Below are 24,832 nucleotides of genomic sequence, written 5' to 3'. Positions count from 1 at the left end.
CAAGGGTGATTTCTGTGGCAGAGCAGGTAATGGATCAACAAGAGATTGAGTCAAGTACACGCATGACCTCGGTATTGATTGTGGATGATGAGCCGGGTATCCGTAGTTTTTTACAGCGAGGCTTGCAGAAGTATTTTGGCTTGGTTGAGACTGCAGAAAATGCGGCGGCGGCGGAGATACTGCATGAACGCTGTTATTTCGATCTCATTATTGCGGATATACGCCTGCCTGGTCGGACCGGTGTTGAATGGGTTACCGAGTTGCGGGAGCAGGGGACTGCTACAGGAGTAATTTTCATGACCGCTTATGCGGATCTGGAGACGGCTATTGCCGCGCTGCGGGCGGGCGCGGAAGATTTCATAATGAAACCGTTTCGCATGGAGCAGATGATGGCCTCAGTTAAGCGTTATATGGATCGGCAGAAAATGCAGCGGGAAAATTTTGTGCTACGTCGACAGGTAGACCACATCTTTGACAAATCTGGCATGGTGGGTGAGTGTGAACTGATTAAGAATCTCTGTCAGGTCATCAAGCGAGTGGCTCCGATGCCCTCTACTGTGCTGATTGAAGGTGAATCGGGTACCGGCAAGGAGTTGGCAGCGCGTGCGATTCATGAATGGAGTGGTCGTGTCGGTAGTTTTGTCCCGGTCAACTGTGGAGCGATCTCGGCGGAACTGCTGGAAAGTGAACTGTTTGGCCATATTAAGGGCGCCTTTACCGGGGCGCACCAAGCCCGGGAAGGACTCTTTACCTATGCCAATGAGGGGACGCTCTTCCTAGATGAGATTGGTGAGATGCCTCTCTCCATGCAGGCGCATCTTCTGAGGGTGTTGGAAGAGCGGACCGTTCGCCCGGTGGGTTCCAATAAAGAGGTGCCTGTGGCGGTGCGGATTATTGCTGCAACTAATCGGGATCTGAGTGAGCAGGTAAAAAATGGTCAGTTTAGAGAGGATCTCTATTATCGCCTTAATGTCCTCTCAATCCGCATGCCGTCACTGCGGGAGCGATTGGAAGATATTCCTCAGCTGACGGCTCATTTCAGTAAGTCGCTGGCCTCTGAATTGGGTGTGGAGCCTCCCCAACTCTCTCAGGCAGATCTGGCCTGTCTGCGCAACTATGACTGGCCGGGAAATGTTCGTGAACTGAAAAATGTCATCGAACGCTGTCTGTTGCTTAACAGCAGTCCCAGTCAATGTCTCAGCAAGCCCTCACTTTCAGATGACCCGGCTGATTCAAAGAGTGAAGGTGATGCACTGCAATTGGATCAAGTGGAGAAGCATCACATCCTGCGTGTACTGGAAGGTGAAGGTGGAAATAAATCGGCGGCAGCGCGACTATTGGGCATCTCACGAAAGACCCTGGAGCGGAAAGTACAGGCCTGGGGAGAGTGTTAACCGGCCTTAATATACGGTGAGCCTTCTCCAGCAAATTTTTAAGCAGATCAATGGGTCATTGCGTTACAAGCTACTGACCCTGGTGCTCTTCCCAATTGTACTGATCATGCCGATTGCACTGGTATTGGCAATCTACTGGGGGGCCAATGCCACTTACGATCAACTCTACCTAAAGGTCAATACAGACCTTTCTGTCTCGCATGATATTTTTCGGCGCATGCGCCAGGATTATCTGGGGCAGGTTGGGAATCTGACTGAATCCTATGCCTTTCGCACTGCTCTGGAAGAACAGGATTATGCGTCAATAGAAGCACAGTTACTCAGCCTCAAGACGGGGTCAGGCTTTAGTTATCTTCGATTGCTCGACCAGCATGGGCAAGATGTTCAGGCACGATCTGCTGAGCAATCAACACATATCCCGTCCCCTTCGTTGGATGCGGCTCTCCAGGGCGAGCCCAGGGTTGGTGTCGAAATTTTCAGTCAGGCTGATCTCAAATTACTTTCAGCAGACCTTGCGCAACAGTATCACCTGCCCTTGATCCCTACCCAGAAGGCACGACCTACCAAACGAACAATTGAGGATCGGGCGATGATGATTCGCGCCATACATCCGGTGCGCGATCTCAGTGGAAAGGTGGTTGCCGTAGTCGATGGGGGGGTTTCACTTAATGATAACTTCAGTTTTGTCGATACCATCAGTGACCTGGTGTACGGCCCAGGCAGTTTGCCTGAGGGCAGTATTGGAACGGTAACGGTCTTTATTGACGATGTGCGTATTACCACCAATGTCCCATTAAGGCCGGGAGAGCGGGCGCTCGGCACCCGGGTGTCGAATGAAGTGCGCAGTAAGGTACTGGATGAGGGCGAGGTCTGGATAGACAGTGCCTTTGTGGTGAATGACTGGTACCTGTCAGCCTATGAGCCGATTATTGATGTTCATGGAAAGCGTATCGGTATGCTCTACGCCGGATTCCTGGAAAAGCCATTTCGTAATGAGCTTTGGAAGGCGCTTGCCATATTGGTGTTACTGTTTTTGATTCTGATGGGCATCTCCTCACTGTTGGCGGTTTTGGGCGCCAAGTCTATCTTCAAACCACTGGAGACTATGAGTCGGGTGGTCAGGGCTACCCGGGAAGGTGAGGCGCGGCGTATAGGTTCTGTCGCGTCCAGGGATGAGATTGGTGAGTTGGCCCGTGAGTTTGATGCGATGCTGGATCTGTTGGCTGAGCGGAATCAGCAGATTCAGGCCTGGGCTGATCAATTGGAAGATAAAGTCAAAGAACGTACCGCTGAATTGCAAAGTAAAAACCAGGATCTGCAACGGACCATTCGGGCGTTGCGTGAAACTCGCCAGCAACTGGTTATTGCAGAGAAGCTGGCGGCGCTGGGTGAGCTAACGGCTGGTGTCGCCCATGAAATCAACAATCCGACGGCGGTCATGCTGGGTAATCTGGATGTCATTACTGCCGAGCTGGGCGCGGCACTGCAACCGGTAGAGAATGAAATTAAACTGGTAATCGAACAGATTTATCGAATAAGGGATATTGTCAATAACCTGCTGCAATACTCCAGGCCTGATGAGTATGCAGGTTATCTGACCCATGTTGATGTGAATAGCGTGGTTGAGCATACCTTGGCCCTGGTGCGTCATTTACGTAAAAAGTCTGAGTTTGAGATTACACTTGATTTGCAGGCCGATAGATTGGTAGAGATCAATGAACAAGAGTTGCAGCAGGTGCTGGTTAACCTTGTGGTGAACGCAATTCACTCATTAAAAGGCCGCGTTGGTGTGATACAGATTCTTAGCCGAAACTGGAGTGATAAAGGTATTCAGTTTCAGGTAAAGGATAATGGGTCAGGCATGGATGATAATGAGATGGGTCGTATCTTTAATCCCTTTTACAGTACCAAGCAGCAGGGTGAAGGAACGGGTTTGGGTCTATCAGTCAGCTATGGCTTGATGAGACGCTATGGTGGAAATATCACAGTCGAATCTGAGGTCGGCGTGGGTTCCTGTTTTACCGTCTGGCTTTTGTGCGTGCCGGTGATGGCGAGTGACGAAGAGACCATTGAAGAGCAGCTTCAGTCCATGCATGGCCAACAGGAATTGGATGAAGACCAGCCATCAGAATCGCTAGGGTAAACGCAACAGCGTTCGGTTGTTATATTCAGGTTAGCTGCGTATTGGGGTATTTTGCGCTATGATTCGCAATGAGGCTGGCAGAGATTGAGATAGAGAGAAGGTACGGTTATGACCGACGAACATGGTTTATTTCTTGAAAAAGAGCTCGAGAAGCTGGATGAAAAGCGCCGGGAAATTTTAGATCAACATACCCGACTTCTCGAGAAGAATGCCTATCTCATTCAATGGGGTCAGGTTGTTGCCGCGATGATTGCCGACGGCAGTATGACGGCCGATGAATGGAGTACTCGCTGTTTCCAGTATTTAGAGGGAACCAAGCTGGAAAGTGCATTGAAGGGATTAAATACCCCAGATTAATCTAACACCTACCTGTTCTAATCATCACCCCATACCAGATCGCCAGCTCCCTCCAGGTTATAACCCGTCAGACGTTCCGCCATGGATTGGCAGGGTTGCGATTTTAGACGTGTGATCAGGTCCTGGAACAGGCGCCTGAACCAGATGTTTCTTGGCAGGGCGATATCAAACGACTCCCAGCCAAAGGTAATAAAACCCAGGCCATATTCCTTGGCAATGGCGCGTGCTCCTGGCGCCACATCACACTGCTTCATGGCGATTGCCGCTGCTGCTTCCCGCGCCGATAGTGCGCTGACCTGATTGTTTAGTTCATCTTTACTGATGCTGTAGTGGCTTAACAATTCGAGCAGAAAACGTTGACTTCCTGACCCGGTTTGTCGTGTCGCCCAGCGATAGCGATTGTGAAACAGTAAATCGACGTCACTGGATTTGATATTGATTTCGGGGCTGATCATAAGCCCTTGCTCGCGCCGGAATGCACGGATTAAGACCCATTGATGATGTTGGGAGTATTGGCTGAGCAGGGCGGGATGACGCAGGTGGCTCTCACTATCCGGTCCCCAGTGTACGCCACAGGCATCAACACGGTTGGCCTGCAGTAGATCCAAACCAAGTCGCGTACCCGTGGGTGTATAGCTGATAAGGGCATGGGCGCCCGTCTGTCGCGCGAAGTCTTGTATTAATCGGTACAAGAGGGGGTCACCACCCCCTGAAATGACCAGTCGATCCGTGAGTAATCCTCCGTGGGTCGAGTCGAGCATCCAGCGATCAACCAGCTCTCGGGGAAACATCCATTTACCCGTCACTTTTGTAGCGGGAATGCCGCCTTCATTCACCAGGGCGTAGATCTTCTTTTCATTCAGGTGCAGGTATTCAGCGACCTGCTTAACACTCATAAAAACATCGCTGTGTTGTGACATTACAGCTGCCATCAGTTTATTCCCTATATGACCATCGGGTCCGTCTTCTTTTTACGCAAAAATCATACCTTTCTTGTTTCTGCTTGCCGTATTCCGTCCAACCCCTCCGTTACGGTGATTCAGCTATCGAAATAGATATCAGAAAGAGGGGATGTGGTCTGATTTGTACCAACAGGGTCAGGACAGTTGGACAAATTGCCACATTGTTGCCCGAATCTGCCATCGCTCTGCCCGCTTGACGAAACCGGCTTGCCACCTGAACAGGGTTTAATAGCCCACAGATAACAAGCAACCGGCGCAAGTCTGGATGACTGACACACCAGGGAAGGTGCGCTGGACCAATCAGGAGCAGGTAATGAACCGAGCAGTACTTTTTCCCCTTATGGCTGGATTGGCATGGGGCAATTGCGCCAGTGCCTACGAAAGCAATTATCTCAATGCCGTCCATGATGTTGAGCAGTGGCAGGGTGGTCACTTCAATGAACAGGAGACTGCACCAACTTATTCAGAAGAGTGGCAAGGTGCCGGTATTGGGGGTATTGCTGGCGTTATTCTGGCGGGCCCGCCCGGATTTATTATCGGTGCCGCAGGTGGTGTGTTGGCTGGACGGAATTCTGGACTGGAATCCGATTTGCACACCACGCGGCAGGAGGTGGCTCGCCTACAACAGCAACGAAAACAGGATGTCGCCCAACTGGCTGAGCTGTCTCAACAATTACGCACCGCTCACTCGCATAACAAACAGCAGCTTCAGGCCATTGCATCGGGCTTTATCTATCGAATCCAATTCCGAACCAATCAGAGTGCCCTGGAGCTACAGGATCAGCAGGCGCTTAAAGCACTGGCGCAAGCATTAGGCACGCTGCAATCACTCAGGGTCCATGTCCAAGCCTTTGCGGATAAGCGGGGTCGTACCTCGAACAATCAGACACTGACTGAAGCGCGTGCCCTGAGCGTTACTGATCAATTGGTTCAGTGGGGCGTCCCCTTTAAGCGCATAGAAACCCAGGCCTATGGCGAAGCAAATGCTCAGTATGACCCGAGTGATGTTGAGGGTCTGGGTTACGACCGCCAAGTGATTATTCGATTTTGTTATCAGGAGGCCACATGAGCCGTGTCATACAGCCGTTAAGTGAGCACTTTCTCTACTGTTCACCGGAAGCCATGTGTCGGGATCTCTATCGACAGCGAACGATACCCAGTAACAACAAAAAGATACCTCAAAAGCAAAAAGCGGGAGACCACCATGGCCGAGCAAAAGCCGATTAATCATTTAGGTAAAGACATGCTGTTCACTTCGCTGGCTTCCCTGTTTGCTGGCATGGTCACGGCACTGCTTTTGGGATTGCTCGTGTTTATCTGGAGTAACAGTGCGGCAGCCGCCGAATTAAACAATAAGTCAAACTATCAGCCTATCCGTATGGATGAAGTAAAGCGTGGCAGTCTCTTGATGAAGCTTGCCAGTGGTGGTGTATCGGTGGATGCGCCCTTGTTGAATACCGATGTGAAAATGACCATCAGCGGCATAATGGCGCGTGTCGTGGTCAAGCAGCAGTTCAAAAATACGGCTTCAGAGTGGGTGGAGGGTACTTATGTATTTCCACTACCTGATGATGCGGCGGTCGATCGGATGCGTCTGCGCATCGGTGAGCGTTTTATTGAGGGTGAAATACAGGAGAAGGAACAGGCGAAAAAAACCTATGAAAAAGCAAAGCGAGAAGGGCGCAAAGCCAGCTTGCTGAGTCAGGAGCGGCCCAATATCTTCACGACTGCCGTTGCCAATATCGCACCGAATGAAACCGTACAAGTCGAAATTGAATATCAACAGACACTGCATTATGACCAGGGTGGTTTCAGGTTACGTTTCCCCTTGGTAGTGGCGCCCCGGTACATTCCTGGGATACCCACTGGGCCCTCTGAAATAGTCGCCTTTCAAGGGAGTGGCTGGGCAAATAATACTGATCAGGTAACGGATGCCTCACGTATTACCCCGCCGGTAGTCGATCCCGCTGAAGGTCCTATCAATCCCGTCAGTATACAGATCGGTCTGGATGCCGGGATGCCACTGGCAAAACTGGAGAGTAGTTATCACAAGATCACAGTCGAACAGGATGGAAAGGGGGTGCATCAAATTCATTTGCAGGATAGCGCAGTCCCCGCTGATCGGGATTTCGAACTTCACTGGGTGCCGCGTGCAGAAGCCGCACCGCATGCCGCCCTGTTTACGGAAAAGTGGGATAACAGCGACTATGCGTTATTGATGGTAATGCCACCTGTCAGTCAGCAATCCATTGATAATCCTGTACCAAGAGAAGTGATCTATGTGATTGATACCTCTGGATCTATGCACGGTGATTCAATCGTACAAGCCAGAGAGGCACTCAAGTTGGCACTACAGCGATTAGCACCCAACGATCGATTCAATGTGATTCAATTCAATCATCAGACCGATGCGCTGTTTCCTCAAGCCGTACAAGCCAGTGTAAAAAACATTCAATGGGCCACAAAGTATGTCAATGGCTTGCTCGCCGATGGGGGTACCGAGATGTTGCCGGCGTTACAGTTGGCACTGCGCCAGCATGCAGAAAAGGGTGTGCTGCGTCAGGTTGTGTTTCTAACGGATGGCAGTGTTGGCAATGAAGAAGCACTGTTTAAACTGATCCACGAACAGCTCGGTGAGAGTCGCCTGTTCACCATCGGCATTGGTTCGGCACCTAACAGCTTTTTCATGACCCGGGCGGCAGAGTTTGGTCGAGGCACCTTTACCTATATCGGCAAGGTAGAAGAGGTGGGTGAAAAAATGGCGGCGCTGTTTGCAAAATTAGAAACACCCCTCCTTACGGATATCTCCATTCAGTGGCCAGAAGGACAAAGTGTAGAGATGTGGCCGTCAAGAATACCCGATCTTTATGCCGGTGAGCCGATTGTTCTGGCGGTGAAAATGCAACAGTCAGCAACCCAGTTGGATATCACAGGCCAGGTTGCCGGTAATGAATGGAAGCAACAAGTCACGCTCAAGGGTGGTGCGCAGGAGTCCGGTGTACATCTCCTCTGGGCGCGCAGAAAAATTGCCGCGCTGATGAATGAAAAGGCCAGAGGGCGGGATGAGATGCAAGTGCGCAATGATGTGTTGGCAGTTGCCCTGCCACACAAACTGGTCAGTCAATACACCAGTCTGGTGGCTGTAGATAAAACACCCTCACGCCCAATCCAAGAGGGTCTAAAGAGCAAGGCCATGCCGACCAATCTGCCCAAGGGTTGGCATGCCGAAAAAGTATTTGGCAAATTACCGCAGACGGCCACAGCGGCAGAACTGAATATTCTGCTGGGTCTGTTCCTGTTAGTGTTGGCTGGATTGTTTAAGTGGTGGCAACGTGATCAGCGCATCACGACGCACAAGTTAGGTTTGAACATTGGCCGGGGATAGAGGCAAAAGGCATGAAAAAATGGACAACGCCATTCATCACCTTTCTTGTGTTAGTAGGGCTTTGGCAGATCAGTGAAGGAGGTTACATCAAGGCCAAGGCCCTGCTCGCGCAACAACTCCTCAAGAGCGCCTGGGAAGAGACGCAAGCAGGAAACAGTCGTGTCCGTCCATGGCCCTGGGCTGACACCTGGCCCGTGGCAAGAATGGAGATTGAGCGGCTTGGGATTGATCAGATTGTACTTGAGGGTTCGAGTGGAAGATCACTTGCCTTTGGTCCTGGGCATATCGCTGGAACAGCGCCACTGGGTGGCTTGGGTAACAGTGCTGTAAGCGGCCATCGTGATACACACTTTCAGTTTCTTCAGTATCTACAACCCGGCGATCAGATCAGGATAACACCGACCACAGGTGAATCCTTGATGTATGCCGTAATTAAGAGGGATGTGTACGATGAACAGGATACATGGCTGTTAGAGCAGAATAGCAATGGATTGACCCTGATCACCTGCTATCCGTTTGATGCGTTGATACCCGGTGGGCCAGGACGATTTGTTGTGAGAGCGATACCGGTTGCTGGTTTTGTTATGTGAGCAGGGGACATTTATCAGGAGTGCGTCGGAATCAGCGGCAGGTGTCGTAAAACTCCCCGGGGTACATACTCTATTTTTATAATGATTTACATTATTACCGGAGATAAATAGGACATATATGTTCAGGGTTGCCCATTAAGCCATTACCGACCCTATGCATACTCTAATTTGATATGCTTTGCTTAAGCCAACTCCAGATAGTGTTTTTGGGTCAACGCGGTGGGGTGTTCTGTTTTTTCTAATGCCCTTGCTATCCTGATAATACCTTCTTTGATCTGTTGCTCAGTAAGCGATGAGTAGCCGAGCATCAGCATACGCTCGTGTTGTTCTTTATTGCCTGAGCAATAGGCATCGCCCTTGGGCAGTGAATAGATACCCACGCCGACATGGGCTGCAATCGATTCGAGTTTTGTTGCAGCAGGAAAATGATCAGGTAGTTTCCAGGTCAGGTGCATGCCGCCTTCAAGACCGGTGAGTTCGACGTCCTCAAACTGTTCCTGAAGTGTCTTGATAAGACAGTCTCGTCTGTTGAGATAGGTGTGTCGAATACGTCGCAGGTGATTGGCAAAGCCGCCCGAGCGGATAAACTCTGCAACAACAGCTTGTTCCAGCCAAGGCTGGCCGTTATTGAGCAGTGTCTTGACGGTGCGTGCTGGCTCTATCAATGCTTCCGGCAGAACCATATAACCCATTCTTAACGAGGCACCTATAGACTTTGAGAACGTGCCAAGATAGATGACACTGTCGTTATGATCGAGACCCTTCAGCGCTGTCAGAGGCGATCCGTGGTGGCGAAAATCGCTGTCATAATCATCTTCGATCAAGTAGGCCCCAGTCTGGTTGGCCCATTCCAGTAATTCCAGTCGGCGCTTGAGTGACAGGGTATATCCGAGCGGATATTGATGGGAAGGCGTCAGGTAGGCCAGCTTGATCTCACCTTTCGGAAGATGGGCGGTTGTCAGTCCTTCAATATCAACTGCAATAGGATTCAGCTTTGCACCGTAACTCTCGAAGACATTAGCCGCACCTTGGTAGGCTGGACACTCAATGACAACTTCTGTCTCTTCAGTGATAAACAGTCGCGCAATAATATTCAGCGCTTCCTGACAACCTGCAACGATCAGCACCTGTTCAGGGCTAACCGAAATTCCTCTTGCTGGACCCAGATGATCGACTATGGCCTTGCGCAGACGAAAGATACCGGATGGGTCGTTGTACTCTGTCAGGTTGTCATGGGCGAGCTGAAGTTGACGGATGGTCAGTTGGCGCCAGCGACTGACAGGAAATGAGCGCGGGTCAGGTCGCCCCACTTTGAAGTCGATATCGATCTCTTCTGATTTTGGTTTGTATACGGTATGAGGAGTGCCACTGAAGCGGGGCAGGCATCGGCTCTGCTGAGAGATGTCCTGTTTTTTGTGTTGTTCAGGACAGGCATCCAGTAGTAATGAGGCTTCCGGGATATGGCTGGTCACAAAGGTGCCCACCGCCGGTTTTGTTTCAAGATAGCCTTCTGCAATCAGTCGCTCATAAGCCAGAAGGGTGGTATTACGTGAGACATTGAGTTGGGTTGCCAATTCCCGGGTGGCGGGCATCGCGATTCCGGGTTTTAGTCCGCCATTCAGAATGAGTCGCCGGATCTCATTAAAGAGTTGATTTTGAAGGGTGCTTTGATCATCCTTGTTAATCGTCAAAGGAAGCTGGTTTGTCATCGCTCAACCTCTGTGGCCAATGGCTCTGGCCCTATCATAAGTAGTGTATGCGTTCTTCCGATAGTACCAGTATAGAAAATTTCCATAATACCAGGGTGGAAATAGCGCCCCTTCTCCTGCTGGTACCATTTTTTTATTCCGGATTGGTCCTTTATTCCTCCCCATATCTAGTTTTTTATGACACCAGGACACGAGGTGTCCGACTTTGTCATGGGCAGTAGCTCACGGGGGGAGAGGTTATGTGCAGCACAAAAAAGAGAAACTTACTTATCGCAAGCAAGTTGTTGCTTGTTCTGATAGGCATTCTGACACTCAGCCCCACTTGGGGTGATATCCCTAAAGAGACCTATAAGGCCTTGGGATTGAACGAAGAGTCGGCATCACCGAAACAGCTCTATGACAAGTTGGTTGATCGCTACACCGATCCCAAGCAGGGGGCGGGCAAAGGAAAATTTGCCGATAAATGGGAGCCGATGTCCATCGATCAATATTTCAATCCATTGAGTTTCTATAAACCCCCGACAACTGAGACACACGCCTCTACGGGGCAGGAGTGTATCACCTGCCATGAAGATCGGGATGAAACCCCTGGGGCGGTGGCAGCCTGGCGTAAAAGCACGCACTCCAATCTGACGGCGCTGCGTAATTTACCACCAGATGACCCCCGTTATTACAAGAAGGCACTGCTAGAAGAAGCGGAAAAAAATCTAAGGTCTTTGGGGAAACTGGACAAGCATGAACAGCTCAATCAGGTCTCCTGTATTGATTGTCATGTGGGGATAGGTGCGAAGAAGGGCAAGCATGACAAAGATCTGCGTATGCCGGATGCGGCTGTTTGTGGTCAATGTCATCTGAAGCAATTTGCAGAGCGTGAGTCTGAGCGGGATACGATGGATTGGCCACAAGATCAATGGCCTGATGGCAGACCCTCACATGCGCTGGGTTATCAGGCGAATGTTGAGTTGGCCACCTGGGCGGCTATTGAGGAACGTGAGATTGCCTCGGGTTGCACGATGTGTCATGTCAACGCACCGAAGTGCGATACCTGTCACTCCAGGCACCAGTTCTCTGCAGCCGAAGCGCGCAAACCAGAGGCTTGTGCCACTTGTCATAATGGTGTTGACCATAATGAGTATGAGCAGTTTTTACTCTCCAAGCATGGAACGGTCTATCAGGCGCATGGAGATGGATGGGATTGGGAGCAGCCGCTTGAAAAGGCTATTGAGAAAGGTGGCCAAACCGGTCCCACCTGTGCGCTATGCCATATGGAGTACAAGGGGAAGTTCGGCCATAACGTGGTTCGCAAAGTGCGTTGGGCGTTTAATCCCACGCCTGCTATAGCCGATAATTTAAATCACAAGTGGTTTAAGGAGCGTGAGGAGGCGTGGATCGATACGTGTGATACTTGCCATTCTCCGAAGTTTGCCAAGTCCTATTTTGAAATCATTGATGGCAGCATCAAACAGGGTATTGCCAAAGAGCAAGAGGCCAAGGCGGTTCTAACCAAGCTCTATGATGATGGGTTATTGCCGGGGCAAAAAACCAATCGTCCGAAACCCCCTGAGCCAATTGAAGATGCGCCGGGCGGTTTCTTTCAGCTCTTCTGGGCAAAGGGTAACAATCCGACAACTATTGAGCGTGACCATGCACAGATGTGGGAGCATGATCTGATCAAACTCTATAAAGGTGTAACGCATGGTAGCCCCGGTGGTTATACATACACTGAGGGTTGGTCACCACTGATTGGCGACTATGCGCGGATTATGGATGAAGACACAAAGTTGCGTGATATGGCGGCACTCAAAAAACGTGTGGCGGATCTGGAAGCCAGCTCCAAACACAGCATGTTCAATCTGGATACCTTTGAGAAGAAGGCCTCGATAGGTGGCTTGGGCGGCGGTTTGCTACTGGCCGGTTCACTGGCCATGATCGGTGTGCGCCGGCGCAAAGAACAGTCCGGGGAGGAGGCATGACTGCCATAGCTATTGAGAGAGAACAGCGGCTCAAACGTCATTACCCACTTGCCGCTGTTCTGCTGGTATCCATCGGTATCATGATGTTGGTTTGGGTGGGGATGGAACTTATGCGCCCTGTTGTCCCTGTCTATGAGTATCATTTGGAAACCAATGGTGTGCTTGGCGATTTTAAAGAGCTGGGTGCGAGTGAAAAAGCCCAGTCCGTCAGTGTGTCTCGCTTCCAATTAAAAATGCCTGATAACACGCAGCCTTTAGCCGTTGCCTATGTGGCCTATCCTGATGCTGAATCCCCGGTACTTCTACAATGGAATAATCTGCTGGCAGAGCCGGTGCTTTATGAAACAGGTAATCTCGCTGCACTGTTAGAGATGGTGCCTGTGCTGGAGAAGCAGGCCGAGGGGGATGTCCCTGTGCTTGGTTGGTGGGACACAATGCGTATCTTGTCAATTGTGTGTCAGTGCCAGCCCCTTACAATACCCCACCAGGCAACACCCTTGATCGTACCACTGCCGTGGTTGGCAAAGCAGGATCAGGTGGAGAAAAAAGAGCAAGCGTTCTGGCAGGTCGGATCGGCAAAAGAGGGTAACGTTTTTTCACGCTATGCAGCCGCACTTGCTATGGAGTCAGATGCGGGATTGAACCGCTTACGTGAGATGTCGGGTGAAAAATCGCTGCTGCTGATCCTGAATATTACGGATGCCTATAAACTTGGTACGCTCATGCCAGATCAGATTGGGATTGGTTTCAAGGATTTTCCTGGAACCGGTGATATGCATGGCATGATTCAGCGGGTAAAGGATTGGCTTCAGGAAGAAGGTTATAAACACTATGCTGTACTGCGCCCTTCGGAAGAGTTGGTGAGGGTCTATTTTCTCACAGAAGAGAGCGATGGTGATCGCCTGGTAAGTCGTTTGCTACCTTTCAACAAGCAGGGACCAAAAGGCATGGAGGGTGTTAAATTGGTAGCCCAGCAGAGTGGCTATTGGGTGTACGAAATTGCCCCTCTGAACAAATCATGAGTTTTAAGGGATTCAACAGAATAGGGTATTGACGGTCACTGAGTTATTGAATGTTGATAAATGTAGATATGAAAGAGTTGAATGTGGAAGGGGGGTATAACACCGTCCGCCAGCACGCGCTCCTTTTAATGGGGCTGGCTATTCTGAATGGGCAAGCTTGGAAAATAAAAATGCTCCCAGTCGCTCAGTAACTGATTAATTGAGAGTGGGATTTTTGTCAGACTGGGCTGGGACGGGTGAGGCAGCAAGACTGTCATGTAGAGTTTCATCCTTAAAAATCGATGTCTCTACAACCGGCTGCGCTCCCGGGTTCAAAATTTACTGGGTAGATGGAGCTTTAAATTCAGGATGATTCACGATGAAGTGTTTCAGCGCTTTCTCGAGAACTTCGGCATGTGACTGATTATTATTTTGCTTGGCATGCTGAATATCTTCAAGGATCATTCGTTTGATCATTACAGTTCCTTCCGGGAGATGCACCATATATTGCGCCATCTCCAGGGCTACAATTTCCGGGACGTGTTCGTGCTCTGCGATTGCCAGAATCTCTTCTTCATCCAGTTCGCATAGGCCCAGGCAGTCTTCAAGTGTTAGCATAATCTGGTCCCTCCAGTTGGTTTTCCTCTTAGCCTAACTATGTCAGATGACAATCATCATTGCGTTGATGCAAATCATCTGAAATTGGTGAGGTTATTGGTTCCGGAGAACTAACCGCCTGTTGCATTCATATGCCGGAACAGCACTGGTTGGGATGTGAGATCAAAATCATGACCTTTCGGTTTCAGATCCATCGATTGAATAATGGCATCCCGCAGTGGTTCGTTGTCCAGTGGATGGGCACGGAGTACGCGGCGAAGGTCAACAGAATGCTCTTGCCCCAGGCAGAGCAGCAAGCGACCCTCTGCGGTCAGGCGAACCCGATTGCAGCTATCACAAAAGTTATGGCTGTGGGGTGAGATAAACCCGACACGGGTTTCAGTGCCATCTATTCGATAGTAACGGGAAGGGCCGCCAGTCGTTTCAGTGGTTGGGATCAGGCTGTGTTGCTTTTCTATATCGTGCAGGATTTGGTCACTGGAATAGTAGGCGTCCGCACGATCATGCTCGCTGATAACACCGAGGGGCATCTCTTCGATAAAGCTGATATCCATGCCACGATCCAGGGCGAACTGGACCAGGTCATTCACCTCATCATGGTTGCGATTCTTCAGGATGACCGAGTTGATCTTGATGCGTTTAAAGCCGACTGTCCGTGCGGCTTCGATGCCATCCAGTGTCTTTTTGATTTCCCCCACCCGGGTGATTTCATGGAATCGTTCTGGCTGCAGGGTATCCAGGCTGATGTTGATGCGCGTTACACCGGCTGATTTGAGCTCTTTGGCATATTGCGGCAACAGCGTGCCATTGGTGGTCAGGGTGAAGTCATTCAGGCCCTCCAGTTGACCGAGTGAATCAAACAGCTGAATGACATTGCGTCGGGTGAGCGGTTCGCCACCCGTGATCCTGATCTTGTTGACACCCAGTTCTACAAAGGTTTTTCCGATGCGTTGCAACTCTTCCAAGGTGAGAAGCTGTGAGCGTGGGACAAACTGCATATCTTCTGACATACAGTAGACACAGCGCAGGTCACACCGGTCAGTAACAGAAATCCGGAGGTATTTGATCTGCCTGCCGTACCTGTCTATCAGTGGCTGATGCAGATTTGTGTCGACACCGTTTACCTGAGTTTGATCCATGCGTGCTCCTATAAGACTGAGTTTAGAGTGAGCTACAGGCAAATACCATACCCATTTACTAGGGTTATTGCAGTAGTGGGCTGATTAGACAAATTGTCTCGATTTACAACCCGCAGGGCCACCGCAGATAGGTTCTATTTGTCTCAGTTAGTCCAGATGGACTGTGACATTTTGCCGCAATTTTCATCGCTTTTATATTTTATTGTCTGGGGTAATAAGCGTCAGCGGGGCTGAAAAACTGGCTTTGTGCAGGCTGGTACGGTCTTTGCGTCGAAACCGTAACACATTATGCAATAAAGAGGTGGTCGGCCATGTTTCAAGAGCCTGTTGAGGATTTAGATGAGAGCGTCCCCTCTGAATTCTTAATCTCGGTCGTTATGGAGCGCAAGCCTTGTCAGAGCCCGTGGCTTGATGCCTCTTGGACGGCCGTGGGCGTGACGGCTCAACTGTGGAGTGAGGCCGCTGCATCACATCAGGTCACGTTGATACACGAGCAGGGGGAGACACAGCAATTCCTCAATAGCGGTTATCAACTGCAGCTGCATGTGGATGAGTGTGAAAGCTATTACCACAATCTTTGTTCTGATTCCCCGCGCTGCTTTGTCATTGCCACAGAAGATGATCAGGGTGTTCCGGTGCCAAAGGTTGTCTCACTCAGTTTTGATGAGGCACACGCCTATCTGGAGTGTGATGAGATGGTGTATGCCGTTGCGATTCCCCCGGAGTTATATCGGTGGTGTGAGCTGTTTGTGCTGAATCACTATGTACCTGTGTTGAAAAAGAAGCGACGTTTAACGGATTGGAGTGCGAATGACAAGAGTGGGCGTGAGCAATGAGTAGTCGCGATCGGGAATATTCTATTGCTGAGGATCAGGGTGGATTCATCTCGCGCTGGTCAAGAATGAAACAGGCCACACAGCAACAGGACGAATCAACGGAAATGGCTACTTCGGATGATGAGGCCACTGTTGAAGCCCCGCCTCTCAGTGATGAAGATATGCCGCCGATTGAATCGCTGACTGAAGCGTCTGATTACAGCGTTTTTTTCTCTGAGAAAGTCAGTGAGGCATTACGTCAGCAGGCCCTCAGAAAGCTGTTTCACAGTGCCTCTTTCAATGTCTGTGATGGCCTTGATGATTATGCCGATGACTTTACCAGCTTTGCCAAATTGGGTTCGATTATTACCTCGGATATGCGGCATCAGATGGCTGTTGCAAAAGAGAAGCTCGAGGCTGCGCTGCAGTTGGAATCGGATGCTGAAGTAGCTGCAGAAGATAACGATCAGCAGGCGGCAGATGGTGTGAGTGGGGTAGACGTTGCGGAAGAGCCAAATAATGAAGCCATACCTTTGTTAGATGGATTTCCAGACGAATCAAATGTGGATGATTTGCTGATGGCTGAGCAACCCGAGACAGAAGGCAGGATAGAAAATGAGTGACCAGATAACAGATTCCAGAAAAGTCAGAAATGCCAAGGCCAAAGAGGCGGCACTTTCGGCAGCACAACAGGTAGTACTAGAGCCGACCGATCTGGTGGAGTTTCAGTCACGAGGACGCGTCATTGTCATTGGTAACGTGGAAGCGATGGAGTTTGCGCCACGTTTAACGGCACCGCTACAGCCGCAACTATTGTTGCTTGAAGGGGAAGAGTTGCCCGGTGTTCCGGTTATTTCGCAGGGTGGTAGGTCTGTGCAGATAACCGGCCATTTAGGTGCCTTCACTGTTCAGTTGGGTGAGGCCGGAAAACCCAATGCCGAGACATTATCGGCTGATCTGATTCTGGATCTGGGGTTAGAGCCGCAGTTAACCATGCCCATGAAGCCACCGGGTTATATCGTTGCAAAGACCGATGAGCTGAGTCTGATTGAGGCGGATGAGCAGTTGCGTGATCTGGTAGGTGTCTTTGATAAGCCACGTTATTTCAATTATGACGCATCAATCTGTGCGCATAAACGTTCTGGGCATGTTGCTTGTACCCGTTGTATAGAGGCTTGCCCGGCAGAGGCGATCAGTTCACTGCTTGAAAAAGTTACGGTGGATTCGAATCGTTGTCAGGGTGGTGGTGTGTGTGCCACGGTCTGTCCGAGTGGTGCCATGCGTTACAGCTATCCACAGGCGAAAGATACGCTGGAACAGATACGGTTGATGCTGAAGCACTACCGCGAAGCGGGTGGTATTGACCCGATAGTCGTTTTCACGACTCAGGATGAGGTGACGGATATTCCGCTTCAGGGGAATCACCTCCCGATAAGGATTGAGGAGTTGGCCAGTGTGGGTTTGGAGGTGTGGCTTTCTGCGCTGGCCTATGGTGCCAGTAGTGTCTGGTTGCTTGAAGACGATGCCATGCCCCAACGCGTTCTGGATGCCTTGCAACAGCAGTTTGTTACGGCTCAAGAACTGCTGTCTGCCATGGGCTATCCCAGCTCGGCCCTACGGCTGGTTGATAAGCAGGCTGTTGAGTGCAGCGGGCCCGAGGTGCACATGCCAGCCATTAAACAGGCCAATTTCTCTGGTTTGGGGGGCAAACGGCCAACCGCCTACATGGCGATAGATCACTTGTTTGAACAAGCGGCGCGAGCGCGACCGATGGCGAGTCTCTCAGTAGGCGCGCCATTTGGTATGGCGCAGGTAGATGCCAGTGCTTGCACCCTCTGCCTCTCCTGTGTGGGGGCTTGTCCTGGTAAGGCGTTGCTGGCCGGGCAGGACGCACCTCAGCTTCGCTTTATCGAGGCGAACTGTATTCAGTGCGGTATGTGTACTCGCACCTGTCCTGAAGATGCCATCTGGATTACCCCCCGGCTGCTGTTTGATCGTGAGGCGAGGGCGAAGATTCGTCTGTTACATGAAGAGCCACCGTTCTGCTGTACCGAATGCGGCAAACCGTTTGCAACCCGTTCTGTGATCGAGAATATGCTTAAAAAACTAGAAGGCCACTGGATGTTTAAAGACGCCCGATCCCGGAATCGTCTGACTCTGTGTCAGGATTGCCGGGTGGTGGATATTGCGCAAGATCCTGAGGCGATGGCCCAGGGAATGATGGGCGAAACGCTCCAATGAGGATGGTGAATAGGTTATTTCACTCCCTTTTTGTCATTTTTTTCCATGCCTTATTGGCCCATTGATTGCTCAATATAATTCCTGAGGAAGTTGTGATGGCAAATCAGAGTGAAGCGATGCAGAGTGAATTAATAGCAGAGGACGTTCAGACTAACGAGCTGCATGCCCATAATGGGTCGATGCTCTCTGAGGAGCAGGGCTACCGTGCAGGTGCCTATGGCGTATTGGCCGCATTACTTGCCAGAACGCCTGATCAGCGCGTGCTGGAACAGATTGCAGGCTTCTCATCCATTGACCAGGCCGGTGGTGAGATGGCGCTCTCCATGTCGATGCTTGGACTGGCGGCAGCCACTTGTCGAACAGAATCGATTGATGATGAGTTTCATGATCTCTTTATTGGTTTGGGTCGGGGTGAGTTGGTTCCTTATGGCTCCTGGTATCTCACGGGATTTCTAATGGAGCGTCCCCTGGGTCGATTGCGCGATGATCTGTTCGCCCTGGGTTTCCAGCGTGATCCTGACGTCCATGAACCAGAAGACCATATGGCGGCGCTTTGTGAGGTGATGCAATTGTTGATCCTTGAAGGCCAGTCCCATGAACGGCAAGCACACTTCTTCAATACACATATGTCAGGTTGGGCGCAGCGCTTTTTTAACGATCTCAGTCAAGCGAAATCGGCAGTATTTTATCGGGCAGTAGGTCGCTTCGGTATTTCATTTGTCGAGCTGGAAGCGCGTTACCTGGCTATGCAGGTTTAATCACCCTTTATCCCTCTCGTGGAGGAGACGTAATGAAAAAAGATAAGAAGCAAGCGCTGGCTACCGATCGGCGAAAATTTATTCGTGGTTCACTGGTGACCGGAGTGGGTGTGGCCGCAGCGGCTGTACTACCGGGTACTGTGCTGGCGGTGGAGAGTGATGTCGCTACGAAAGAGGAAGGGCAGAAAGGGTATCACCTGACTCAGCACATCCTTGATTACTACAAAACAATGGCTAGCTGAGTCGCTCCGGTAGCGTAACAGGGGATAGAGATGAAACTGAAGAAACGATTAGATCAGAAACCTGGACTACCGTCTGATGCCACACAGCAGTCGACAAAAGTCAAAGGTAATGCAATCAGCCGACGTGCCTTCCTGCGCAACTCCAGTCTGATGACAGGGGGTGCGGTATTGGCGGGTGGATTTACACCGGGCATTATGAAAAAGGTTGAGGCGCAATCCGCACCGGCGGGTTCTACTCAGCAGGTGAAGACCATCTGCACGCACTGCTCCGTGGGTTGCGGCATTGTGGCAGAGGTACAAAACGGTGTCTGGACGGGTCAGGAGCCCGCGTTTGATCATCCGTTCAATCGGGGTGCGCATTGTGCCAAGGGTGCTTCAGTGCGTGAGCATGGACACGGCGAACGTCGCCTGAAGTATCCGACCAAACTGGTTGATGGTAAATGGAAACGGGTCAGTTGGGATGAGGCGATCAATGAGATCGGTGACAAGATGTTGCAGATCCGTAATGAGTCGGGCCCTGATTCAGTTTACTGGCTTGGTTCAGCCAAGCACAACAACGAACAAGCCTATACATTTCGTAAGTTGGCGGCCATGTGGGGCACCAACAATGTAGATCATCAGGCACGAATCTGTCACTCCACCACGGTTGCCGGTGTTGCCAACACCTGGGGCTACGGTGCGATGACCAACTCCTATAATGACATCCACCATTCACAAGCGATTCTGTTGATAGGCAGTAATCCTGCTGAAGCCCACCCGATTGCTCTGCAGCATATTTTTAAGGCGAAAGAGCAGAACAATGCACCCGTGATAGTGATTGATCCCCGGTTTACCCGGACGGCAGCCCATGCTGATCACTTCCTGCAAATTCGTCCTGGAACCGATGTGCCGATCATTTGGGGCATGCTCTACCATATTTTCAAAAATGGCTGGGAAGACAAAGAGTACATCAGTCAGCGGGTTTACGGTCTGGATGAGGTGAAGGCGGAAGTCGCCAAGTGGACCCCGGATGAAGTTGAGCGGGTAACGGGCGTACCTGAAAACCAAGTATTTGCTGCCGCCAAGGCAATGGCTGACAACCGTCCGGGTACCTTTATCTGGTGTATGGGTGGTACTCAGCACACGGTTGGTAATAACAACACACGGGCTTATTGTGCCTTCCAGTTAGCGCTGGGTAATGTGGGTGTCTCGGGTGGTGGAACTAATATTTTCCGGGGACATGATAATGTTCAGGGAGCCACCGATTTTGGTGTCCTTTCACATACGCTACCAGGTTACTATGGGCTTTCTGCCGGCGCGTGGGGCCACTGGTCAAAAGTTTGGGGTGTGGATCTTGACTGGATAAAAGGTCAATTCGATTCGGCCTCTTATGAGAAGAGTAAGGATAAAGACATCAGTCCCATGTATACCAATGGTATCCCAGTGTCACGCTGGATTGACGGTGTCTTGGAAGAGAAGGGAAATATTGCCCAGAAGGATAATCTACGGGCAATGGTTTTCTGGGGACATGCACCCAACAGTCAGACCCGTGGCAAAGAGATGAAGAAGGCCATGGAGAAACTGGACATGATGGTGATCATTGATCCCTATCCGACCGTCTCTGCGGTGATGCATGATCGAACCGATGGTGTCTATCTGTTGCCGGCGGCCACGCAATTTGAAACCTACGGTTCCGTGACGGCATCCAATCGGTCATTGCAGTGGCGGGACAAGGTCATCGAACCCCTGTTTGAGTCGCTGCCTGATCAGACCATCATGTATAAACTTTCCAAGAAACTTGGATTTGCTGAACAGCTGTTTAAGAACGTTAAGATCAATGGTGAAGAGCCGCTGATCGAAGACATTACCCGTGAATTCAACAAGGGCATGTGGACCATTGGTTATACCGGTCAAAGTCCTGAACGGATGAAGAAGCAACAGCAGAACTGGGGTAACTTCAACTACGATACGTTGTTAGCCGAAGGCGGGGCCTGCGATGGTGAATACTTTGGCCTGCCCTGGCCCTGTTGGGGTACTGCTGAGATGGGGCATCCGGGTACACCCAATCTGTATGATCCCAGTAAGGCAGTCGCTGATGGTGGTCTGACCTTCCGTGCCCGATTTGGCGTTGAGCGTAACGGTGAGAGTTTGCTGGCCAATGGTTCGTATTCCAAGGGGTCGGAGATCAAAGATGGTTATCCCGAGTTCACCGATAAGTTGCTGAAGAAACTGGGTTGGTGGAATGACCTGACACCCGATGAGCAAAAACTTGCTGAGGGTAAAAATTGGAAGACGGATCTTTCCGGTGGCATCCAGCGTGTGGCGATCAAACATGGTTGTGCCCCCTTTGGTAATGCCAAAGCACGTACCGTAGTCTGGACATTCCCTGATCCCGTGCCTGTCCATCGTGAGCCACTCTACACCAGTCGACGTGACCTGGTTGAGAAATACCCGACTTATGAAGATCGGAAGTCGTTCTACCGTCTGCCGACTCGCTATGGCTCTATTCAGGCCAAGGATTACTCAAAAGATTACCCCATTATTCTTACCTCAGGTCGTTTGGTTGAGTATGAGGGGGGTGGTGATGAGACGCGCTCCAATCCTTGGTTGGCTGAATTACAACAAGATATGTTTGTCGAGATTCATCCACGTGATGCGAACAATGCAGGCGTGAAAGAAGGCGATGATGTCTGGGTTGAGGGTGCCGAAGGAACCAAGGTGAAGGTGAAGGCAATGATTACCCGTCGTGTTGCGTCAGGTGTCGCCTTTATGCCGTTCCACTTTGGTGGACACTTCGAGGGTAAGGATCTGCGTTCCAAGTATCCTGCAGGTGCTGACCCTGTTGTGCTGGGTGAAGCCGCCAATAGTGCCATGACCTATGGTTATGACTCGGTGACTCAGATGCAGGAAACCAAGTGCAGTCTCTGCAAGATCAGCAAAGCGTAAACACGAGGATAAAAAAATGGCTCGAATGAAATTCTATTGTGACGCTGAACGCTGCATCGAATGCAACGGCTGTGTTACTGCCTGTAAAAATGAAAATGAAGTGCCCTGGGGTGTTAATCGGCGTCGCGTTGTCACCATCAAAGATGGTGAGCCGGGCGAGCGCTCGCTCTCTGTAGCCTGTATGCATTGCTCCGATGCGCCCTGTGCAGCGGTCTGCCCGGTTGACTGTTTCTATACCACGGCGGACGGTGTGGTGCTGCATGACAAGGATATCTGCATTGGTTGTGGCTACTGTTTCTATGCCTGTCCGTTTGGTGCGCCACAGTTTCCTGAAGACGGTGCCTTTGCCTCGCGTGGCAAGATGGATAAGTGTACCTTCTGTGCCGGTGGGCCAGAGGAAGATCACAGCCATGAAGAATACAGCAAGTACGGCGCCAACCGCTTGGCAGAAGGCAAGCTGCCATTGTGTGCCGAGATGTGTTCAACCAAGGCGTTGTTGGCGGGTGATGCCAATGTGGTCTCCAACATCTATCGTGAACGCGTCATTAACCGTGGTGCGAGTGTGTTGAACAGAGGCGTCTCATATCAAAATGCCTCACTTCGTCAGACGCGTGGTATGGAAGGTAAGGCCAGCAATAAGAAGTAGCGACCGTTAGATATTGCGCTTATTGATGAGCCAGCCATATGTTTAATCTGGCTGGCTCATCATGGGGCTATAGATTACTGCGGTGAAACACGGATAAAGAGATTGACTTAGGTGGTGGTTACAGCGCTAGGAGATTTTTATGTTCGTACGGCCACTGCATCTTTACGCTACTAGCTGGTCTTTTAGGAGATACTGATGAGAAGGGCTTTAATCCCACATAAGGGGTATGGCATAGGTGACGACTGGGTTTTTTATCTGCTCATCCTGATAATGCTGTCACCTCTGCTAGTGATGTCAACGGCAAGTGCTGAATCCGGCAAAAATACACAACCTATTCAAATTCCCAATCCATCTGCTGACCTGTGGCGAGAGGTGCGCCAACGCGACGCTATTGCTGTAGGTAATAGCCAAGTTAAGAGTGCCGACAGTGGTGTACTCATTAATCCGTATGGTGATAAGTGGCGGAATTTCCGCATGACGCAACTGATACCTTATGGTGGTTACCTATTGGCCGGTATGCTGTTACTGCTGATCATCTTTTTTATAGTACGCGGCCGCATAAAGGTCGTGTCGGGCATGAGTGATAAAAAGCTGTTTCGCTATTCTCTCTACGAGCGAACCATTCACTGGTGCTTGGCTGCAATTTTCCTGTTTTTAGCCTTCACTGGATTGATATTGCTATTTGGTCGTTCTCTGTTGATACCAATAGTGGGTCAAGAGTTCTTCTCGCTACTCGCCTCTGCGAGCAAGGAGGGGCATAACCTGTTTGGGCCATTGTTTGCTGTGGCACTGGTCCTGGTTTTCTTTCGTTTTGTGCGGCGTAACATTTATCAAAAGGGTGATCTTACCTGGTTGTTGAAAGGTGGAGGCTTGATTGGCAAGGGCCATGTGCCGTCTAATTTTTTCAACATGGGTGAGAAAAGCATGTTCTGGATGCTGGTGTTGGTTGGGGGCGTGATTGTCGGCTCCGGTCTTGTGCTGGTTTTTCCTGTGTTTGGGCAAGGACGTGTGCTGATGGAGTTGTCGCATGTTTCCCATGGCATTACGACGCTGGTAATGATTGTGGTCATCATGGGACACATCTATATCGGCTCTGTGGGTATGGAGGGAGCCCTTGATGGTATGACCACAGGTTATTGCGATCTGAATTGGGCGAAAGAGCATCACGAGCAATGGGCCGAGCTTTGTGAAGAGCAGAATGAGGTCATTATGGAAGATGAGGTATCTCGATTGCAGGGTGACACTAAAGCCAATTCAATGCCATCGAGTCTAACGCAGGAGACAGGGCAATGATCGGGGAGCTGATTGATGGTCCTTTATGGTATTTTGCGTTTGGAGTTTTTGTACTCGGCGTGATCTATCGGATTATTTCGATTCTACGTGCGGGATTAAAAAAGGATTTTTCACGCCCTCGGGCGGAAGGTTCTGCCGGTGCGCTACGTACTCTATTCAGCCGGTTTATACCAAGGCGTGATGTTGCCACTCGCGGCCGACTCACTGTAATTGCAGGTTATCTATTTCACCTGGGATTATTTGCACTGCTTATTTTTGCGCAACCGCACGTGACGTTTTTCTCGGAGAGAATAACGGGTTTTAGCTGGCCTGCTTTGCCCTATTGGGCCTTTATTGTCAGTGCGGAACTGGCCTTTATTGGTCTACTCTTGCTCTGGTTACATCGGGTATTGCATCCGGTTACCCGCTTGCTCTCATCCATTGATGACTATGTCGGAATCGGGTTGGTCTTTCTGGTAATGCTTACGGGTTGTCTGGCATTGGCGCAGGCTTTTGAACCATTGCGGTTGCTGCATCTGTTTCTTGCTGAACTACTACTGATTTATTTCCCATTTAGCAACCTGATGCACGCTTTTACCTTTGCGTTTAGTCGTGCCTATACCGGTGCAACAATGGCGCGCAAAGGTGTGAATGCCTAAGAT

22 protein-coding genes are annotated in these 24,832 nt (G+C 50.5%); 18 read left to right on the top strand and 4 right to left on the bottom strand.

Annotated features, from left to right (window positions below):
• Positions 1 to 14 precede the first annotated feature (14 nt).
• From FHP88_RS14885 to FHP88_RS14875, 3 genes are all read left to right on the top strand, one after another.
• Positions 15 to 1,394, top strand: coding sequence for a sigma-54 dependent transcriptional regulator (locus FHP88_RS14885; RefSeq protein ID WP_313957296.1), 1,380 nt, complete (start codon positions 15 to 17; stop codon positions 1,392 to 1,394).
• A 58-nt stretch (positions 1,395 to 1,452) separates the two neighbouring features.
• Positions 1,453 to 3,537, top strand: coding sequence for a sensor histidine kinase (locus tag FHP88_RS14880; RefSeq protein ID WP_144359883.1), 2,085 nt, complete (start codon positions 1,453 to 1,455; stop codon positions 3,535 to 3,537).
• Between the two features lie 108 nt (positions 3,538 to 3,645).
• The gene (locus FHP88_RS14875; protein ID WP_144359882.1) at positions 3,646 to 3,894 is read left to right on the top strand and encodes a hypothetical protein; all 249 of its coding nucleotides are present in this window, start codon (positions 3,646 to 3,648) and stop codon (positions 3,892 to 3,894) included.
• A gap of 17 nt (positions 3,895 to 3,911) precedes the next feature.
• Here the strand turns inward: FHP88_RS14875 and FHP88_RS14870 are convergent, their stop codons facing one another.
• Positions 3,912 to 4,826: a helix-turn-helix transcriptional regulator gene (locus FHP88_RS14870; protein ID WP_260843327.1), complete on the bottom strand. Its 915-nt coding sequence runs from the start codon at positions 4,824 to 4,826 to the stop codon at positions 3,912 to 3,914.
• A 295-nt stretch (positions 4,827 to 5,121) separates the two neighbouring features.
• On the opposite strand from FHP88_RS14870, the gene FHP88_RS14865 reads away from it, so the two are divergent.
• From FHP88_RS14865 to FHP88_RS14855, 4 genes are read left to right on the top strand one after another with little or no spacing between them, the layout of a single operon-like run.
• Positions 5,122 to 5,925 (top strand): OmpA family protein, encoded by an 804-nt coding sequence (locus FHP88_RS14865; protein WP_144359881.1) that lies wholly within the window; start codon positions 5,122 to 5,124, stop codon positions 5,923 to 5,925.
• Entirely contained in the window at positions 5,922 to 6,083 is a 162-nt protein-coding gene (locus tag FHP88_RS19200) for a hypothetical protein (RefSeq protein WP_186297744.1), read from the top strand. The genes FHP88_RS14865 and FHP88_RS19200 overlap by 4 nt, the downstream gene beginning before the upstream one ends.
• The gene (locus FHP88_RS14860) at positions 6,061 to 8,241 is read left to right on the top strand and encodes a marine proteobacterial sortase target protein (RefSeq protein WP_144359880.1); all 2,181 of its coding nucleotides are present in this window, start codon (positions 6,061 to 6,063) and stop codon (positions 8,239 to 8,241) included. Before FHP88_RS19200 ends, FHP88_RS14860 begins: the two co-directional genes overlap by 23 nt.
• 11 nt (positions 8,242 to 8,252) lie before the next feature.
• Positions 8,253 to 8,831 (top strand): class GN sortase, encoded by a 579-nt coding sequence (locus FHP88_RS14855; protein ID WP_144359879.1) that lies wholly within the window; start codon positions 8,253 to 8,255, stop codon positions 8,829 to 8,831.
• Positions 8,832 to 9,013: 182 nt separating this feature from the next.
• Here FHP88_RS14855 and FHP88_RS14850 read toward each other — a convergent pair whose 3' ends face one another.
• A complete protein-coding gene (locus FHP88_RS14850) occupies positions 9,014 to 10,540 on the bottom strand; it encodes a PLP-dependent aminotransferase family protein (RefSeq protein WP_144359878.1) in 1,527 nt (508 codons plus the stop codon).
• A gap of 239 nt (positions 10,541 to 10,779) precedes the next feature.
• Between FHP88_RS14850 and FHP88_RS14845 the strand changes: the two genes are divergently transcribed.
• Positions 10,780 to 12,513 (top strand): multiheme c-type cytochrome, encoded by a 1,734-nt coding sequence (locus tag FHP88_RS14845; protein ID WP_144359877.1) that lies wholly within the window; start codon positions 10,780 to 10,782, stop codon positions 12,511 to 12,513.
• A complete protein-coding gene (gene haoB / locus FHP88_RS14840) occupies positions 12,510 to 13,535 on the top strand; it encodes a hydroxylamine oxidation protein HaoB (RefSeq protein WP_144359876.1) in 1,026 nt (341 codons plus the stop codon). The genes FHP88_RS14845 and haoB overlap by 4 nt, the downstream gene beginning before the upstream one ends.
• A gap of 318 nt (positions 13,536 to 13,853) precedes the next feature.
• On the opposite strand, the gene FHP88_RS14835 is transcribed toward haoB, so the two are convergent.
• Both FHP88_RS14835 and moaA read right to left on the bottom strand, forming a co-directional pair.
• Positions 13,854 to 14,132: a hypothetical protein gene (locus FHP88_RS14835; RefSeq protein WP_144359875.1), complete on the bottom strand. Its 279-nt coding sequence runs from the start codon at positions 14,130 to 14,132 to the stop codon at positions 13,854 to 13,856.
• A 110-nt stretch (positions 14,133 to 14,242) separates the two neighbouring features.
• Positions 14,243 to 15,271, bottom strand: coding sequence for a GTP 3',8-cyclase MoaA (gene moaA, locus FHP88_RS14830; RefSeq protein ID WP_144359874.1), 1,029 nt, complete (start codon positions 15,269 to 15,271; stop codon positions 14,243 to 14,245).
• A 311-nt stretch (positions 15,272 to 15,582) separates the two neighbouring features.
• Here moaA and FHP88_RS14825 point away from each other — a divergent pair, with 311 nt between their 5' ends.
• The 9 genes from FHP88_RS14825 (at position 15,583) to FHP88_RS14785 (ending at position 24,829) form a co-directional block, all read left to right on the top strand.
• Entirely contained in the window at positions 15,583 to 16,107 is a 525-nt protein-coding gene (locus tag FHP88_RS14825; protein ID WP_144359873.1) for a DUF3305 domain-containing protein, read from the top strand.
• Positions 16,104 to 16,709: a DUF3306 domain-containing protein gene (locus tag FHP88_RS14820; protein WP_144359872.1), complete on the top strand. Its 606-nt coding sequence runs from the start codon at positions 16,104 to 16,106 to the stop codon at positions 16,707 to 16,709. The genes FHP88_RS14825 and FHP88_RS14820 overlap by 4 nt, the downstream gene beginning before the upstream one ends.
• On the top strand, positions 16,702 to 18,327 hold the full coding sequence (locus tag FHP88_RS14815) for a 4Fe-4S binding protein (protein ID WP_144359871.1): 1,626 nt from the start codon (positions 16,702 to 16,704) through the stop codon (positions 18,325 to 18,327). The genes FHP88_RS14820 and FHP88_RS14815 overlap by 8 nt, the downstream gene beginning before the upstream one ends.
• Positions 18,328 to 18,422: 95 nt before the next feature.
• Positions 18,423 to 19,085 carry a TorD/DmsD family molecular chaperone gene (locus FHP88_RS14810; protein ID WP_260843326.1) on the top strand — a complete coding sequence of 221 codons (663 nt, stop codon included), beginning with the start codon at positions 18,423 to 18,425 and terminating at the stop codon, positions 19,083 to 19,085.
• 32 nt (positions 19,086 to 19,117) lie between these two features.
• Positions 19,118 to 19,327, top strand: coding sequence for a twin-arginine translocation signal domain-containing protein (locus FHP88_RS14805; protein ID WP_144359870.1), 210 nt, complete (start codon positions 19,118 to 19,120; stop codon positions 19,325 to 19,327).
• A gap of 30 nt (positions 19,328 to 19,357) precedes the next feature.
• The gene (locus FHP88_RS14800; protein ID WP_144359869.1) at positions 19,358 to 22,252 is read left to right on the top strand and encodes a formate dehydrogenase subunit alpha; all 2,895 of its coding nucleotides are present in this window, start codon (positions 19,358 to 19,360) and stop codon (positions 22,250 to 22,252) included.
• A 16-nt stretch (positions 22,253 to 22,268) separates the two neighbouring features.
• Positions 22,269 to 22,898 (top strand): formate dehydrogenase FDH3 subunit beta, encoded by a 630-nt coding sequence (fdh3B, locus tag FHP88_RS14795; RefSeq protein WP_144359868.1) that lies wholly within the window; start codon positions 22,269 to 22,271, stop codon positions 22,896 to 22,898.
• A 195-nt stretch (positions 22,899 to 23,093) separates the two neighbouring features.
• On the top strand, positions 23,094 to 24,191 hold the full coding sequence (locus tag FHP88_RS14790; protein WP_144359867.1) for a formate dehydrogenase subunit gamma: 1,098 nt from the start codon (positions 23,094 to 23,096) through the stop codon (positions 24,189 to 24,191).
• A complete protein-coding gene (locus FHP88_RS14785; RefSeq protein WP_144359866.1) occupies positions 24,188 to 24,829 on the top strand; it encodes a hypothetical protein in 642 nt (213 codons plus the stop codon). Before FHP88_RS14790 ends, FHP88_RS14785 begins: the two co-directional genes overlap by 4 nt.
• The last annotated feature ends 3 nt before the right edge of the window (positions 24,830 to 24,832 follow it).

Source organism: Sedimenticola selenatireducens, assembly GCF_007625115.1.
Taxonomy (GTDB): Bacteria; Pseudomonadota; Gammaproteobacteria; order Chromatiales; family Chromatiaceae; genus Sedimenticola; species Sedimenticola selenatireducens_A.
This window is presented reverse-complemented; position numbering and strand designations above follow the sequence as displayed.

Excerpts from the sequence above, each read along its gene's own strand:
- FHP88_RS14875 (WP_144359882.1), top strand. The coding sequence starts at position 3,646 with ATGACCGACGAACATGGTTTATTTCTTGAAAAAGAGCTCGAGAAGCTG.
- FHP88_RS14870 (WP_260843327.1), bottom strand. The coding sequence starts at position 4,826 with ATGGCAGCTGTAATGTCACAACACAGCGATGTTTTTATGAGTGTTAAG.
- FHP88_RS14865 (WP_144359881.1), top strand. The coding sequence starts at position 5,122 with ATGACTGACACACCAGGGAAGGTGCGCTGGACCAATCAGGAGCAGGTA.
- FHP88_RS19200 (WP_186297744.1), top strand. The coding sequence starts at position 5,922 with ATGAGCCGTGTCATACAGCCGTTAAGTGAGCACTTTCTCTACTGTTCA.
- FHP88_RS14860 (WP_144359880.1), top strand. The coding sequence starts at position 6,061 with ATGGCCGAGCAAAAGCCGATTAATCATTTAGGTAAAGACATGCTGTTC.
- FHP88_RS14855 (WP_144359879.1), top strand. The coding sequence starts at position 8,253 with ATGAAAAAATGGACAACGCCATTCATCACCTTTCTTGTGTTAGTAGGG.
- FHP88_RS14850 (WP_144359878.1), bottom strand. The coding sequence starts at position 10,540 with ATGACAAACCAGCTTCCTTTGACGATTAACAAGGATGATCAAAGCACC.
- FHP88_RS14845 (WP_144359877.1), top strand. The coding sequence starts at position 10,780 with ATGTGCAGCACAAAAAAGAGAAACTTACTTATCGCAAGCAAGTTGTTG.
- haoB (WP_144359876.1), top strand. The coding sequence starts at position 12,510 with ATGACTGCCATAGCTATTGAGAGAGAACAGCGGCTCAAACGTCATTAC.
- FHP88_RS14835 (WP_144359875.1), bottom strand. The coding sequence starts at position 14,132 with ATGCTAACACTTGAAGACTGCCTGGGCCTATGCGAACTGGATGAAGAA.
- moaA (WP_144359874.1), bottom strand. The coding sequence starts at position 15,271 with ATGGATCAAACTCAGGTAAACGGTGTCGACACAAATCTGCATCAGCCA.
- FHP88_RS14825 (WP_144359873.1), top strand. The coding sequence starts at position 15,583 with ATGTTTCAAGAGCCTGTTGAGGATTTAGATGAGAGCGTCCCCTCTGAA.
- FHP88_RS14820 (WP_144359872.1), top strand. The coding sequence starts at position 16,104 with ATGAGTAGTCGCGATCGGGAATATTCTATTGCTGAGGATCAGGGTGGA.
- FHP88_RS14815 (WP_144359871.1), top strand. The coding sequence starts at position 16,702 with ATGAGTGACCAGATAACAGATTCCAGAAAAGTCAGAAATGCCAAGGCC.
- FHP88_RS14810 (WP_260843326.1), top strand. The coding sequence starts at position 18,423 with ATGGCAAATCAGAGTGAAGCGATGCAGAGTGAATTAATAGCAGAGGAC.
- FHP88_RS14805 (WP_144359870.1), top strand. The coding sequence starts at position 19,118 with ATGAAAAAAGATAAGAAGCAAGCGCTGGCTACCGATCGGCGAAAATTT.
- FHP88_RS14800 (WP_144359869.1), top strand. The coding sequence starts at position 19,358 with ATGAAACTGAAGAAACGATTAGATCAGAAACCTGGACTACCGTCTGAT.
- fdh3B (WP_144359868.1), top strand. The coding sequence starts at position 22,269 with ATGGCTCGAATGAAATTCTATTGTGACGCTGAACGCTGCATCGAATGC.
- FHP88_RS14790 (WP_144359867.1), top strand. The coding sequence starts at position 23,094 with ATGAGAAGGGCTTTAATCCCACATAAGGGGTATGGCATAGGTGACGAC.
- FHP88_RS14785 (WP_144359866.1), top strand. The coding sequence starts at position 24,188 with ATGATCGGGGAGCTGATTGATGGTCCTTTATGGTATTTTGCGTTTGGA.